Genomic DNA, 14,356 nt, shown 5'->3' on the forward strand with positions numbered 1-14,356 from the left:
ACGCATAGCAAGCGGCACCTATTTATACCCAATAGATTTCAAGTTGCGGGAAGGCGGTAAGAGATTATTCCAAGGATGGGCTGAGTAATGAGTACAGCCAATATATTTGCAGTTTGAAAGATGACGGGTTTGCCCGCTAAAAGTGACAACGACAGAGGATGCAACAATGAGTGTTCAACAGGAAGGTGCAGAGCTAAAGCGGGGGCTTAAAAACCGCCACATACAGCTTATTGCCTTAGGTGGCGCAATTGGTACCGGATTATTCCTTGGTATCGCGCAAACCATTCAAATGGCGGGGCCTTCAGTGCTACTGGGGTATGCAATCGGCGGCTTTATCGCGTTTCTGATTATGCGCCAGTTAGGAGAAATGGTAGTCGAAGAACCAGTCGCGGGTTCTTTTAGCCACTTTGCTTACAAATATTGGGGGAACTTTGCCGGTTTCGCTTCTGGTTGGAACTACTGGGTACTATATGTGTTAGTGGCGATGGCCGAACTGACCGCCGTAGGTATCTATGTACAATATTGGTGGCCGGAGATCCCAACATGGGTGTCAGCGGCAGTATTCTTCTTAGCTATCAATGCCATCAACCTGGCAAATGTCAAAGTGTATGGTGAAATGGAGTTTTGGTTCGCCATCATTAAAGTGGTCGCTATCATTGCAATGATTCTGTTCGGTGGATGGTTACTACTTAGCGGGCAAGGCGGCCCGGAAGCCACTGTGACTAACTTGTGGGCACAAGGCGGCTTCTTCCCTAACGGTGTCATGGGCTTGGTTATGGCAATGGCGGTGATCATGTTCTCCTTCGGTGGCCTTGAGTTAGTCGGGATTACCGCCGCAGAAGCCGAAAACCCAGCCCAAAGCATCCCCAAAGCAACCAATCAGGTTATCTACCGTATCTTGCTGTTCTATATTGGTTCTCTGGCAATCTTATTATCACTCTACCCGTGGGGAAAAGTGGTCGAAGGCGGTAGTCCATTTGTACTGATCTTCCATGCACTGAACAGCAATGTGGTCGCAACTGTATTGAATATCGTGGTACTGACAGCAGCATTGTCGGTCTATAACAGTTGTGTTTACTGTAACAGCCGCATGTTGTTTGGTTTAGCCAAACAAGGCAACGGCCCGAAAATGCTGCTAAAAGTCGATGGTCGCGGGGTACCTGTTATTGCTATCGCCGTCTCTGCATTTGCCACCGCTTTCTGCGTACTGATTAACTATCTGATCCCAGGCCGAGCCTTCGAATTACTGATGGCACTGGTAGTATCGGCGCTGGTGATCAACTGGGCGATGATTAGCCTTGCGCACCTTAAATTCCGTGCCGCTAAAAACCGCCAAGGTGTGATCCCACAGTTCAAAGCCTTCTGGTATCCGTTCAGCAACTACCTGTGCTTGCTGTTCCTCACCGGCATTTTGGTCATTATGTATCTGACACCGGGTATCCAGATTTCTGTGCTATTGATTCCAGCTTGGGTATTGCTACTGGCTATTGGCTACATCCTGAAAAATCGTAACCAACGCGCCAAATCCTGATAGCAGATTTCTCTCGGGAATCTGACGACATCATAGCTAATGGGTCAGCCACAGCGCTGACCCGTTTATTTTATTGTTTAACAAAACCGTGTTCGACTGACTCGCCATCTTCCATAACCCATTGATCCTATAGTGCTGTGCGCCCCAACAGTACAAACCAGATAATGAACAGTTTGATATTACTTATGTATTGAATTTATCACGTTTCCTTTTTTGCCGTCTGGTTCAGACTTTGATGGCGATGGTACATTTGTGCATCTCTATAACCATTAACTTCTGATATCTCCCCGATTGAACAGCAATTATCCATCTTCAATGACTGTTTTTGATCCAAAACGGAGAGAATATCCATGAATACAGAACTAATAGTGAAGGAAAAGATCAGATATGAGATGGGGATGAGGTATGCGGGCTAATTAATCATATTTCGTTAAGACCGCACTGGCCGAGCACAAACTCTCCGGCCAGTGCCATAAATCAGAAAACTAAACTAGTGCACCATAAATGGTCAGTAAAGCCACGACTACAATCACCGTTAGTGTCACTTTTCGTGCTAACGAGACCGCAGACCTTGGCGTCTGTACTGGGTCTAAATGAGGCTCACGAGCCAAAGAGTACTGCGCTAATTGGGTCAGAACCTGATACTGCTGAGTTCTGAAATCGCCTAATGAGGCAAACCAAGCTGGTAATGCTCTTTCGCCGTGCCCCAACAAGGCATATGCCACACCCACCAACCGCACAGGTATCCAGTCCAGCCAATGTAACAGACGATCAATACCAGATTGAGAACGCTGTAAAGGTGTATGGTGTCGGGCTAACCAGGTTTGATATCCGCGTAACATCGCATAGCCTGCTAGCGCTACGGGGCCATAGTTAACACATACAACAAACCAGAAGATAGGCGCTAAATAGTAACGGAAGTTTATCCACAACAAGGCATTTTGTAGGGATTGTAAGCGAGCTTTCTCTCCGCTATCCATGGGTAAACCATGGATTAATGCTAACTCTTCTGCCATTTTATCGGTGGCATGGGCATCATTTTGGCGGGCAGCTTTAAGGTAGGCTCGATAGTGTTTACGAATCCCCCCGGCACCAATGCATAGCAGGCAAATCAGAATCCAAATCAACAACAGGGGGAAACCAAACAAGATATTCTGCACTAACTGCAAAATCAGCCATACCAAGGCCATCCACACGGCAGTCAGCAAAATAGTTTGTGCCAACGAAAAACGGTGTAAACGCGTGAATACGACTTCAAGGCGGTGGTCTAACTGCCAATGTTCGCCGAGTTTAAACAAGCGCTCCCATGCTAGCACCAGCAACAGCGTAAACAGTGTCATTAGCTCTTATTCTCCCTTTGCACTTAACCAGCCCTGGAAACAGGGCATATGCCTCCCGGCATGTATAAACCACACTATAAAACCAGGCAACAAGCAGCTGAGCTGCTCGACAACAAACCTGCGGTGAAGACTGAATCACCAGCATCACGATGGCGATGTTAACTTCACTAAACTCTGCTGATACAAAGCCCAATCAAAAGCGGGGCCAGGGTCGGTTTTACGTTGTGGCGCAATGTCACTATGGCCCGTCACCCGATCAACAGTTATCGGATAATGAGCAAATAACAGCACACTTATCTCATTCAAACTCCGATATTGTGCGGGCGTAAACGGTAACACATCCGTTCCTTCCAGCTCGATCCCAATAGAAAAATCGTTACACCGCTCACGCCCGCCAAAGCTTGAGACTCCAGCATGCCAAGCGCGTTGATCAAACGGAACATATTGAATAACTTCACCATCACGACGAATCAGACAGTGGGCTGAAACTCGCAAGTGAACAATATCAGCAAAATAAGGATGTTCATCGGCATTTAGTGTGCCAGTGAAAAGCTGATCGATATATGGGCCACCAAATTCACCAGGGGGCAAACTGATATTATGAATTACCAGCAGCGAAGGTACCTCGCATTCTGGCCGTTGATCAAAATGGGGAGAAACGACCCGTTTAACCCCTAAAATCCAGCCATTTTCTAACTGCATTGTTTATCTAAGCCCCCTAATAGTACACTTCAACTGGCTCTTTTATGGCACTTCAGCCAGCAACAGAGTAGCATGTTTGAACTATTATCTATCCGCCATTTCGGAGTTTTATATGCCGACCCGCAGCTATAATGCCGACAGCCGCCGTGCCGAGCTATTGGAACGAATTCAATGTGATATCCCTTTCACTGTTGCCCAAGCTTTGAGCGAAGACCTGGGTGGTGAGGTTAATGCAGATCGCGACCTCACCGCACAATTACTCCCAGCAGATAAACAGGCTAATGCCACGATTATTACGCGCGAAGCTGGTATCTTTTGTGGTCAGCGCTGGCTAAATGAAGTGTTTATTCAACTTGGCGCCCAAGTGACAGTTGAATGGTTAGTCAACGATGGAGACAAGTTGATAGCTAATCAGACACTTTGCCATCTGACTGGCCCTGCCCGTATCCTACTTACCGGTGAACGCACCGCACTTAATTTCTTGCAAACCTTATCCGGTGTCGCTACCGAGGTCAGCCGTTATGTGGCGGAGCTCTCTGGGTTGCATACACAATTACTCGATACCAGGAAAACCTTGCCAGGGCTGCGTACCGCCTTAAAATATGCCGTCCTCTGCGGTGGCGGTAATAATCATCGACTCGGCTTATCTGATGCTTTCCTTATCAAGGAAAATCACATTATTGCTGCTGGCTCTATCAAAGAAGCGGTTGCTAAAGCATTTTGGATTCATTCCGATGTTCCCGTCGAAGTTGAAGTTGAATCCCTTGATGAATTGCAACAAGCATTAACCGCTGGTGCCGATATCATTATGTTGGATAATTTTACCATTCCAATGATGCGTGATGCTGTGCACATGCGTAATGAGTTGGCCAAGACCCAAGAGAGTGCTCAACTGGAAGTTTCTGGCAACGTTACGCTAGAAACACTGCGAAGCTATGCCGAAACCGGTATTGATTTCATCTCAGTCGGTGCACTAACAAAACACGTGACAGCTTTAGACCTGTCCATGCGATTTAAATAAGCCTACCAAATTATCTTCGGCCGATGATAGCCATTAGCAGACTCTAATTCTGTTTTTGCGAGCATCGCCGAAGTTATCTGTGACTTCACTGTAACAACCTAAATATTCGACAGCCTGCTTCGCAAATCAATGTAATGCCCCTGTTGCCATCAATTAAAAAGTTGCACCCTTCCCTTGTTTTCTCACACACAAGGAGAGTGACAAATGAATAAGCAACAGGGTTTTACCTTAATTGAATTAATGGTTGCCATCGCCATCATTGCTGTACTTAGCGGTATTGGTATTCCTTCCTATCAGCGCTATATCCAAAAAGCAGCCCTCACCGATATGTTACAAGCCATCGTGCCCTACAAAATGGCGGTAGAACTTTGTGCTCTGGAGCATGCCAAGTTCGATAGCTGTAATGCGGGCAATAACGGCGTACCGGCTGGGCAACCATCGCGTTATGTCAGTGCAACAACCATTGATCAAGGTGTGATTACACTTACGGGTCAACATACCCTTGCTGACCTGACTCTCTCGATGACCCCCACACTTAGTAGTAGTGGAAATATTGTCTGGACCAGAACATGTACCACCGTAGATAACAACCTTGCTGATAGCTGTAAGACCGTGTTCCGTTTCAATGATAAGGCCTAATCCAATGACTGAATTCATGGCACACCAACCCGAGCGAATCAGCGCTGAATTACACAAACTCTGTCGTCGTTATAGGGCAATAGCCTTAAAACTCGATGGCAAAAACCTCGCTATAGCGTCATCCAAACCAGTGAATGACGAATTATTAACTGCTCTGCGTTTTACCTGTGGTCGTAAAATTACCGTAGAATACTGGCCTGAGGCTAAGATTGAACAGTTATTAAACCTTGAGCCATCAGCAAAAGAGCACCTAAACCTAGAAGTAGAATCTACCGAAAATAGCCAAGGCGTATCGCGACAAGAGAGGAAACGACAAGGAGGAGGCTCAGCTTCTCTGCCACAACAGGATTTAGATGAGACGTTGCTGGATAATGAAAGTGATATTCCCGTTATTCAATTTATAACGCAAACACTCAGATTGGCGATTCAGAAACGTTCCTCAGATATCCATTTTGAACCTTATCAGCATCATTATCGTATTCGTTTAAGAATTGATGGTGTTTTACACGAATCCCCACCTCCAACAACTGAATTAACCAGCCGTATCAGCAGTTGCCTAAAAGTTATGGCTAAATTGAATATCGCGGAAAAACGGTTACCGCAGGATGGCCAGCTAGCTTTAGTGTTAAATGGCACCCGCTACTCCATAAGAATAGCCACCCTCCCCGTACAGTTCGGTGAAAAAGTGGTGCTGCGTATACTGAATATTCATCAACAACCAACGCTGGCCAGTCTGGGTCTGACAACCATGGCCCACCAACAACTCACGCGCGCATTATCTGCTCCGCAAGGTTTAGTTCTGGTGACTGGGCCTACCGGAAGTGGAAAAACTGTGACGCTCTATTGCAGTTTAGACCAACTCAATCAACCGCAAAGAAACATCTGTAGTGTTGAAGATCCTATAGAGATCCAGGTTGATGGCATAAATCAGACTCAGACTAACAATAGAATTGGATTGGATTTCTCTTGCGTATTACGCGCGATGCTACGCCAGGATCCTGATGTGATTATGCTCGGCGAGATTCGCGATAATGAAACTGCCGAGATAGCGGTTAAGGCCGCATTAACGGGGCATCTGGTACTTTCAACACTGCATACCAACTCAACATCTGAAACCCTAATACGCCTGACACAAATGGGAATAGAACGTCACTTAATTGCATCGAGCCTGACGTTAGTTATCGCCCAACGACTGGTTCGCAGGCTCTGCCTGCACTGTCGCCAGGCATCTCCCACTCTTTTTCAGGTTCCGGCAGGTGTTTGGGCGAGTCCATTGCAACATTATCTCGCAGTGGGCTGTGAACACTGTTGCGCAGGTTACTATGGTCGCACAGGTATTTACGAAATGTTAAGTGTCACCCCGCCAATCCAGCAAGCTTTGCTCAACAATGTCAGCCCGGCAAAGCTCACTCAGATTGCACAAGAGCAAGAACAAGTAACATTACTTTCTGCTGGTTTGGCATTAGTTGAAAGCGGTGTTACTACGCTTAGTGAAATTAATCGTGTTGTGGGAACTCTGAAAGAATTCGAGGCAATCCTGTGAGTCATCAACGTTTATTTTACTGGAAAGCCATTGATACTACAGGACAGTTACAGACTGGAGCACAATTGGCAACAGAGCGAAATATTGTTTATGAACAAATGTTCCGCCAAGGGTTACAACCATTAAACGTTAAGGGTGGTAAGCGATTATCAATGAGTTATTGGCAAGGTGAGCACCTGGTGGCTGTTACTCGCCAATTGGCGACACTACTGCAAGCCGGACTGCCTTTGGTTAATAGCCTGCAACTGCTAGCGAAAGAGATAGATGCATTACCGTGGCGCTGCTTATTGCAGGACATAAGCCAACTGGTTTCACAGGGCCAATCACTATCTGAAGCGATGGCGAGTTACCCACACACATTCCCCCGATTATACCCCCCAGTGATTGCAATGGGGGAGCTGACAGGTAACCTTGAACAGTGCTGTATTCAGTTGGTACAGCACCAAGAACGGCAACAAAAATTACAAAAGAAAGTGATTAAGGCACTCAAATATCCAATATTTGTCTGCGTTATCGCGATGGTTGTTAGCCTCGTTATGCTGGTCATGGTGCTGCCTGAATTTGCACAAATCTATCAATCATTTGATACACCATTACCCACACTGACTGCCACGCTGCTGCTGATGTCAGTATTTCTTACTACTTACGGGCCATATATTGCGGTGTTATTAACATCAATATGTATAGGATACCTTTATGCGCGGCGGCGTCAGGCGCACGTGCAACAATGGGAGCAAACACTGTTATTACGTCTCCCACTCATCTCCACATTAATCCGAGGAAGTTGCCTTAGCCAAATTTTTCAAACATTAGCTATCACTCAACATGCCGGATTACCGCTAACTGCCGGATTGGATGCCGCACTCCTTTCCATCAATAACTGTACCTATCAGCAAGCATTAAAACATATTCAACAACAGATCAGCCAAGGTGAGCCTCTGCATATCGCTCTTGCACAACATCATCTATTCCCGCCGCTATGCCAACAAATGGTTCGGGTGGGTGAAGAATCTGGCGCGTTGGATGTGTTATTAGAAAAACTAGCAGGTTGGCATCGGCAAAAAACACAGGATTTAGCCGATAATCTCACACAAATGTTGGAACCACTGTTGATGTTGATTATTGGCAGCATCGTCGGGGTTCTAGTGATCGCAATGTATTTACCGATATTTCAACTAGGGGATGTTATTGGGTAATACGGGTATTAAGGGCGAAGTATCGTGGGGAAAGGGAGGTCGAAACAGGGCGTTAAATAACGCCCTGTTTCCATCCGTAATCAGTTACTGCCAAAAACGCGGTTTTCTTGCTCTGCAACTCGGATAAAGGTGGTGCGCTTGGTCAGTTCTTTTAAATGCGAAGCACCCACGTAGGTACAAGCAGAACGCAAGCCACCCATAATGTCGCGCACCGTGTTATCAACGGAACCGCGTAATGGCAGTTTAACTGTTTTACCTTCTGCGGCGCGATATTCAGCGACTCCGCCTACGTGGCGTTTCATAGCAGACTCTGAACTCATACCGTAGAACAGCATGAATTTCTCGCCATTTTCTTCCACCACGCGGCCTTCACACTCATCGTGCCCTGCTAGCATGCCACCCAGCATCACGAAATCAGCACCACCACCGAAAGCTTTAGCCACATCGCCCGGTGCAGAGCAGCCGCCATCACTGACAATCTGTCCACCCAAACCGTGGGCAGCATCGGCACACTCGATCACAGCAGATAGCTGTGGATAACCAACACCGGTCTTAACTCGCGTGGTACAAACAGAACCTGGACCAATACCCACTTTAACAATATCTGCACCAGAAAGGATAAGCTCTTCTACCATCTCACCAGTCACCACATTGCCAGCACAAATCACTTTGTCCGGGCAGGCTTCGCGAGCTTTTTGCAGGAAGGAAACAAAATGCTCAGAGTAGCCATTAGCTACATCGATACAGATGAATTTCAGTGCCGGTGATAATGCCAGAATTTGCTTCATTTTGTCGAAATCGGCAGAGGAAGTCCCTGTCGACACCATGACATGACGCAATACAGATTCAGGAACCCGTTTTACAAATTCAGCCCATTGTTCAACCGTGTAGTGCTTATGAACTGCGGTAAGCACATCAAATGATGCCAAAACTTCAGCCATGCGGAAGGTGCCAACAGTATCCATATTAGCAGCGATGATAGGTACACCAGACCAATTCCAACCTGAATGTTTGAAGGTAAACTGGCGCTCGAGCTCTACTTCAGAGCGGCTTTTCAGTGTGGAACGTTTAGGGCGGATTAACACATCTTTAAAACCTAATTTCAAACCTTCTTCAATACGCATGGCTTATTATTTCCTGGTTAGTGGCGATAGATCGCAAAAAGTGATCGGGCGTAAATCACGCCATCCCAGTGAAGCTATCATACGCATGAATAATTCTACGGCAAGACTGCGAATCCACCTTTATTTACGCTATAATCCCACAAATTACTTGGAGAATAGCAACTACTCTTTTATCTGCGCGTTCACTTCACTTATTTTTCCACGTAGCTCAAACAGAATGCATACCTTACTATCTCTTCCCACCTGCTTTCAGATACAATTCGACCACTCACTGACAGTATACAAGGCTAGGCAATGACCTATATTGTGGCTCTCACCGGCGGGATTGGCAGCGGCAAAAGTACCGTAGCAGATGCATTCGCCGATTTTGGGGTGCCCCTTGTTGATGCTGACATTATCGCTCGCCAGGTTGTTGAACTGGGTATGCCAGCATTGGCAGCTATCGCATCCCGCTATGGCGAAACTATTTTGCAAGCAGATGGTTCATTAAACCGAAGTGCATTACGCGCAAAAATTTTCAGTGAGCCGCAGGAAAAAGCATGGTTAAATTCACTGTTGCATCCACTTATTCAGCAAGAAACTGAGCACCAATTAGCGAATATTGATAAACCATATGCACTTTGGATTGTTCCTTTGTTGCTTGAAAATGGTTTACAGCACCGTGCTAATCGTGTGTTAGTGGTAGATGTAGCACCTGAAATACAACTCACGCGCACGATGGCAAGAGATGGTATTACCCGCCAACAGGCAGAACATATTTTAGCGTCACAGGTTTCGCGGCAACAACGGCTAGCCTGTGCCGATGATATTATTGACAATAGCGGCGATCCATCCATTATCGCCTCGCAAGTTGCTTCATTACACCAACAGTATTTAATATTGGCAGCCGCGGCCCAACAGGATCTACACCAATGAGTGACCTCACCTCAACAATACTTTTTGAACATCCGCTGAATGAAAAAATGCGTACCTGGCTGAGAATAGAATTTTTATTACAACAATTAGAAAGCCAACGTTCGTTAGATAATATTGCCACTGCATTAACGTTTTTTCGCGCCGCATGCGATTTGATTGAAGTTTTGGATCGCGGCGAAGTCCGCACTGATTTGCTCAAAGAGCTTGAGCGCCAACAACAGAAGTTACAGCAATGGGCCGATATACCCGGTGTGGATATGTCGCGAGTGGACTCCTTGCGCAGTAAACTAAAAAGCCATGCCACAGTATTAATGTCCGCGCCACGTATCGGGCAATCATTAAAAGAAGACCGCTTAATCGCTGTCGTTCGCCAACGTCTTAGTATTCCCGGTGGCTACTGTAGCTTTGATTTACCCACGTTACATACCTGGCTACATCAACCACAGGAGCAGCGTGACCAACATATTGATAAATTGCTGGTAAGCTTAGCGCCACTCAATCAGTCTCTGACCATCATTTTAGATTTAATTCGCCAGTCGGGTCCGTTACGGGCACAAATCAGCTTGAATGGATTCTTTCAAGATAATGCCGAAGGTGCTGACCTACTCCGGCTGCGCTTGCCATTAGACCCACAACTATACCCACAAATTTCTGGTCATAAAACACGGTATGCTATTCGCTTTTTACCGCTCGACAGTGAAAATGGTACCGTTCCGGCCCGTTTATCGTTTGAATTAGCCTGCTGCTGATGTGGCAATCAATCAGTTGGTTTTTAAGGAGAGAATATGGACTTAGAAGAAATCGAAGTTAACTGCCCTACCTGTGGGAAAATCGTTATCTGGGGAGAGCAAAGCCCATATCGCCCTTTCTGCTGCAAACGCTGTCAACTGATCGACCTAGGCGAATGGGCTGACGAAGAAAAGCGTATTTCAAGCCATGGCGAGTTATCTGACAGTGATGAATGGAGTGAGGAAGAACCCCCAACGCATTGATGCGCATATCATTGGGGAGCAATCCTATTTTGCTCCCTTCCCATTATATTAATTACAATTTTATTAAGCGCAACACGGAGTTATCGGGTGAGTAATGCAATGATTGCGGCATTCGCTGGCGGAAACTCCTCGGCAACCAATTCGGATTGCCTTACCCAGCGAATGGGTTGCCCTTCGCGGCCAAAGGGCTCACCATCCCACGCTTCAACCATATAGAAACTTAATGTCACGATACGGTCGGTAAAAGTATGCTCCAAGACGTTGAGTAACACAGCCTCTTGTACCACGATCCCTACTTCTTCTGACAGCTCACGTTTTAAAGCAAGTTCCGCTGTTTCACCCTGCTCAACCTTACCACCGGGAAACTCCCAAAAACCTGCCATATGAGAATCAGCAGCGCGCTGAGTAATAAAAATCTCCTGCTGGGCGTTGCGGATAATCCCTACCGCTATCTGTAAATGTTTCAATTCTCTTTCTCCTGATCAGAGCATAAACAGTAAGTTATATGGCCTCTTGGTATCTGTCCTAAAAAGAACGACAAAATAAAGGGCGGTTTTTAAGCCGCCCTCATTTTCAGTATTACCAATGGCCTTAAGTATTACTGTAGGCTGCCGTGACACTGTTTGTATTTTTTGCCTGAACCACATGGGCACGGATCATTACGACCCACTTTACGCTCAAGGCTAGCGGCTACATTGACTTCATCCTTTGACATCAAGGCACTGTTGTCAGACTGATGGCTTAGTTGCTGCTGTTTCGCCAAACGCTCGGCTTCTTCACGACGTTGTACTTCCAGCGCTTCTACCTCTTCTGGCATCCGCACTTGTACTTTGCTCAGCACACTGATCACTTCATATTTTAGTGATTCCAACATGGCAGCGAACATGGCGAAAGATTCACGCTTATATTCCTGTTTAGGATCTTTTTGCGCATAACCACGTAGATGGATCCCCTGACGCAGATAATCCATTGCAGCCAAGTGTTCTTTCCACAAGGAGTCGAGCGTTTGTAGCATCACGCCTTTTTCGAAGTTACGCATCATATCGATGCCAACAACTTCTTCTTTGCGGTGATACACCTCAATTGCTTGTTGAAGAATACGCTCACGTAACGTTTCTTCATGCAGTTGTGGCTCATCTTGCAACCATTGTGCAATTGGCATATCCAAGTCGAAATCATTTTTCAGGCGCAGTTCAAGGCCTTCAACATCCCACATTTCTTCCAGTGACTGGGTAGGAATGTAGCTGTCGATAACTGTTTTGAATACATCTTCACGAATGCTGTTAATGGTTTCGCTAACATCAGATACGTCCAGCAGTTCATTACGCTGGCTATAGATGGCACGACGCTGATCACTGGCGACATCATCATATTCAAGCAATTGCTTACGAATATCGAAGTTACGACTTTCAACTTTACGCTGTGCGTTAGCAATGGCCTTCGTCACCCATGGATGTTCAATGGCTTCGCCCGGTTTCATACCCAATTTACGCATCATGCCAGACACACGGTCAGAGGCAAAAATACGCATCAAGGCATCTTCCATTGATAAGTAGAAGCGTGAAGAACCGGCATCACCCTGACGGCCCGCACGACCACGTAACTGGTTATCAATACGGCGTGACTCATGACGCTCGGTACCAATAATGTGTAAACCACCAGATGCCAGCACGGCATCATGGCGAATCTGCCAGGCGGCCTTAATGGCGGCAATTTGATCTTCGGTCGGATCTTCCAGCAAAGCAATCTCACTCTGCCAGCTCCCCCCCAACACGATATCGGTACCACGACCAGCCATGTTGGTAGCGATAGTTACCGCGCCTGGTTGACCCGCCTGAGAGACTATCTCTGCTTCCATGGCATGGAACTTAGCGTTCAGAACTTTGTGCTCAATGCCCGCTTTGGTCAATTCGGCAGATACCACTTCAGATTTCTCAATCGAGATAGTACCAACCAATACTGGCTGACCGTTCGCAGTACGCTCACGGATATCTTCGATAATCGCACCAATTTTTTCCTGTTCAGTCATATAGACCAAATCAGCTAAATCCTTACGAATCATTGGGCGGTTAGTGGGTACAACAATGGTATCGAGCTTGTAGATTGAGCTAAATTCAAACGCTTCGGTATCCGCCGTACCGGTCATCCCGGCCAGTTTTTCATAAAGACGGAAATAGTTCTGGAAGGTAATGGAAGCCAGTGTTTGGTTTTCGTTCTGGATTTCCACACCTTCTTTTGCTTCAACAGCCTGATGCAAGCCATCTGACCAACGGCGCCCTTGCATAGTACGGCCAGTGTGTTCGTCGACGATGATAACTTCACCATCTTTCACAATGTAGTCAACATCACGGGCAAACAGCACATGGGCGCGCAGCGCGGCCGTGACGTGATGCATCAGCATAATGTTGGTTGGAGAGTACAGCGACTCGCCTTCTTCCATGATGCCCGCTTCCACTAACATTTGTTCAATCAGAATCAGGCCACGTTCAGTTAAGTGAACCTGACGTGATTTTTCATCGACCGAGAAGTGGCCTTCACCCTGGAAGGTGTCCGAGTCTTCTTTTTCCTGACGAATCAGTTTTGGAATAAGTTTGTTAACCCGAATATACATCTCGGAACTGTCTTCCGCCGGACCAGAGATAATCAGCGGGGTACGGGCCTCATCGATCAAGATGGAGTCAACCTCATCCACCAGCGCATAGTGCAATTTACGCTGCACACGCTCTTCCGGGCTGAAAGCCATGTTATCGCGCAGATAGTCAAAACCGTATTCGTTGTTAGTACCATAAGTGATGTCAGCAGCATAAGCGGCACGCTTGGCTGGTGCTGTCATATTCGGCAAGTTGATACCGACGCTTAGACCGAGGAACTCGAACAATGGGCGGTTATTTTCGGCGTCACGTTGAGCCAAATAGTCATTGACGGTAACCACGTGAACACCACGGCCACTCAACGCATTCAGGTAAGCTGGCAGCGTTGCAGTCAGCGTTTTACCTTCACCGGTACGCATTTCTGCGATGCAACGCTCATTCAATACCATACCGCCGAGCAACTGCACGTCGAAGTGACGCATACCAAACACGCGTTTACTTGATTCACGAACAACCGCAAAAGCTTCAGGGATCAAGGTTTCCAGCACCGCGCCTTTTGCCAGACGCTTGCGGAATTCATCTGTTTTGGCACGCAACTCAGCATCGGTCAGTTTTTCAATTTCTGGTTCCATACGGCTGATTTGATCAACCACTTTGCGCATACGGCGCAGAGTACGATCGTTACGGCTGCCAAAGACTTTGGTTAATAATTTGATTAGCATGATTCTTAATATCTCTTACAAGACCACCAAACCGGCGGCC

The 14,356-nt window shown here is 46.7% G+C and carries 13 protein-coding genes; 8 read left to right on the top strand and 5 right to left on the bottom strand.

The window, feature by feature from the left end; genetic code table 11:
- Positions 1 to 166 precede the first annotated feature (166 nt).
- Positions 167 to 1,531, top strand: a complete 1,365-nt coding sequence (locus V1953_RS17515; RefSeq protein ID WP_083160490.1) for an amino acid permease — start codon at positions 167 to 169, stop codon at positions 1,529 to 1,531.
- 485 nt (positions 1,532 to 2,016) lie between these two features.
- Here V1953_RS17515 and ampE read toward each other — a convergent pair whose 3' ends face one another.
- Positions 2,017 to 2,871, bottom strand: coding sequence for a beta-lactamase regulator AmpE (gene ampE, locus V1953_RS17520; protein ID WP_083160492.1), 855 nt, complete (start codon positions 2,869 to 2,871; stop codon positions 2,017 to 2,019).
- A 144-nt stretch (positions 2,872 to 3,015) separates the two neighbouring features.
- A complete protein-coding gene (gene ampD, locus V1953_RS17525; RefSeq protein ID WP_372568679.1) occupies positions 3,016 to 3,573 on the bottom strand; it encodes a 1,6-anhydro-N-acetylmuramyl-L-alanine amidase AmpD in 558 nt (185 codons plus the stop codon).
- Between the two features lie 112 nt (positions 3,574 to 3,685).
- Between ampD and nadC the strand changes: the two genes are divergently transcribed.
- From nadC to hofC, 4 genes are all read left to right on the top strand, one after another.
- Positions 3,686 to 4,594: a carboxylating nicotinate-nucleotide diphosphorylase gene (gene nadC / locus V1953_RS17530; protein ID WP_083160496.1), complete on the top strand. Its 909-nt coding sequence runs from the start codon at positions 3,686 to 3,688 to the stop codon at positions 4,592 to 4,594.
- 204 nt (positions 4,595 to 4,798) lie between these two features.
- Positions 4,799 to 5,233, top strand: a complete 435-nt coding sequence (gene ppdD / locus V1953_RS17535; protein ID WP_083160498.1) for a prepilin peptidase-dependent pilin — start codon at positions 4,799 to 4,801, stop codon at positions 5,231 to 5,233.
- A 4-nt stretch (positions 5,234 to 5,237) separates the two neighbouring features.
- A complete protein-coding gene (gene gspE, locus V1953_RS17540) occupies positions 5,238 to 6,776 on the top strand; it encodes a type II secretion system protein GspE (RefSeq protein WP_193784724.1) in 1,539 nt (512 codons plus the stop codon).
- On the top strand, positions 6,773 to 7,972 hold the full coding sequence (gene hofC, locus V1953_RS17545; protein WP_083160500.1) for a protein transport protein HofC: 1,200 nt from the start codon (positions 6,773 to 6,775) through the stop codon (positions 7,970 to 7,972). Before gspE ends, hofC begins: the two co-directional genes overlap by 4 nt.
- 80 nt (positions 7,973 to 8,052) lie before the next feature.
- On the opposite strand, the gene V1953_RS17550 is transcribed toward hofC, so the two are convergent.
- Entirely contained in the window at positions 8,053 to 9,096 is a 1,044-nt protein-coding gene (locus tag V1953_RS17550) for a GMP reductase (protein WP_083160502.1), read from the bottom strand.
- A 294-nt stretch (positions 9,097 to 9,390) separates the two neighbouring features.
- Here V1953_RS17550 and coaE point away from each other — a divergent pair, with 294 nt between their 5' ends.
- Genes coaE through yacG form a run of 3 tightly spaced genes read left to right on the top strand, consistent with a single transcriptional unit; the run spans position 9,391 to position 11,003 of the window.
- Positions 9,391 to 10,011 (top strand): dephospho-CoA kinase, encoded by a 621-nt coding sequence (coaE, locus tag V1953_RS17555; RefSeq protein ID WP_083160504.1) that lies wholly within the window; start codon positions 9,391 to 9,393, stop codon positions 10,009 to 10,011.
- Entirely contained in the window at positions 10,008 to 10,760 is a 753-nt protein-coding gene (zapD, locus tag V1953_RS17560) for a cell division protein ZapD (protein ID WP_083160506.1), read from the top strand. Before coaE ends, zapD begins: the two co-directional genes overlap by 4 nt.
- A 36-nt stretch (positions 10,761 to 10,796) precedes the next feature.
- Positions 10,797 to 11,003, top strand: a complete 207-nt coding sequence (yacG, locus tag V1953_RS17565) for a DNA gyrase inhibitor YacG (protein WP_050086102.1) — start codon at positions 10,797 to 10,799, stop codon at positions 11,001 to 11,003.
- Between the two features lie 80 nt (positions 11,004 to 11,083).
- On the opposite strand, the gene mutT is transcribed toward yacG, so the two are convergent.
- Positions 11,084 to 11,470: an 8-oxo-dGTP diphosphatase MutT gene (gene mutT, locus V1953_RS17570; RefSeq protein WP_050132916.1), complete on the bottom strand. Its 387-nt coding sequence runs from the start codon at positions 11,468 to 11,470 to the stop codon at positions 11,084 to 11,086.
- A gap of 131 nt (positions 11,471 to 11,601) precedes the next feature.
- Positions 11,602 to 14,316: a preprotein translocase subunit SecA gene (secA, locus tag V1953_RS17575; RefSeq protein WP_442851163.1), complete on the bottom strand. Its 2,715-nt coding sequence runs from the start codon at positions 14,314 to 14,316 to the stop codon at positions 11,602 to 11,604.
- Positions 14,317 to 14,356: the final 40 nt, after the last annotated feature.

This window comes from Yersinia sp. 2541 StPb PI (assembly GCF_052217145.1).
In the GTDB taxonomy this organism is placed as follows: domain Bacteria; phylum Pseudomonadota; class Gammaproteobacteria; order Enterobacterales; family Enterobacteriaceae; genus Yersinia; species Yersinia enterocolitica_E.